This is a genomic window from Vibrio sp. D431a, assembly GCF_030248655.1.
GTDB classification, from domain to species: Bacteria; Pseudomonadota; Gammaproteobacteria; order Enterobacterales; family Vibrionaceae; genus Vibrio; species Vibrio alginolyticus.
In genome coordinates, this window is record NZ_JAHGAP010000087.1 from 1 (window position 1) to 886 (window position 886).

Here is an 886-nt window from a genome sequence, read left to right on the forward strand (position 1 = left end):
GTTTAAGTGATTAAGGTGGCATGCGGCAGCATCGGCATTGCGTTGCTCACACCTTAACAGGGCGTTATGTTGTCAAAGATTAAGTATGAAGATTTTAATATTATTTATAGCGGCATTATTGTCTGGCTGCGCTGGTTTAATTGAAAGTGCTAGTTCCCCAAATTATCGAGAACACAAAGCTCGGGACAGTGTATCGCCTAGGAATCATAAAAGTTCAAGGAGAAACAAATTAGTCGGTACTGTTGTGCTCACGTTTAATATTAATAGTCAGGGTGATGTGATTGACATAATGGTTACTGATTCTGTACCTAAAGGAGTATTCGATGCTGAAGCTGTGCGAATATTATCAAAACGGAAGTATGCGCCTTCCGAAAAAGGGGAAACTGGCCCTAAAAAAGCTAAGTTCGAGTTTAAAATTTGACACATAACAAACTGCTTAAGAGGGATTCGCAACGCGTGGCATTTTTGCTATGCGTTGATTTTAGTGCTTAAGGTGGTATGCGGCGGCTTTTGTATTGCGTTGCTCACCCCTTAGCAGGGCGTTAGTACGGGTTTGACATCAAAGGTCATAAGTTTTGGTGTTTATCTGTTTTGGCGCTCGTCTTTACACCTTTCAGTTTGTACCTTTCACGTTCTTTCCGGTGGCACTATATGCGGAGTGTTCGCTTTGATTTCACCGTTTACGGTTTCTAACTTTTAGCCTATTTCTTTATTGCTTCTTCTTTTTCGTGGTTTTACTAAGTCAAAATTGTCTTCCTTTGGTGTTGCTGTCGAAGTGCGAGGAACGAATCCTTTTCTAATTTGAAGTCAGTAAAAGTAGGTGAGCTCAGTACGTTTTTCTTCTAGCCAACTTTCGTCTTTCAATCGGGGTAAAGTTTTGTAGCTG

Annotated in this window: 1 protein-coding gene; it reads left to right on the forward strand. The window is 40.9% G+C overall.

Translation table 11 applies throughout. From position 1 onward, the window contains the following. Positions 1–85: 85 nt before the first annotated feature. The gene (locus tag KJB35_RS28085) at positions 86–421 is read left to right on the forward strand and encodes an energy transducer TonB (protein ID WP_158173982.1); all 336 of its coding nucleotides are present in this window, start codon (positions 86–88) and stop codon (positions 419–421) included. Positions 422–886: the final 465 nt, after the last annotated feature.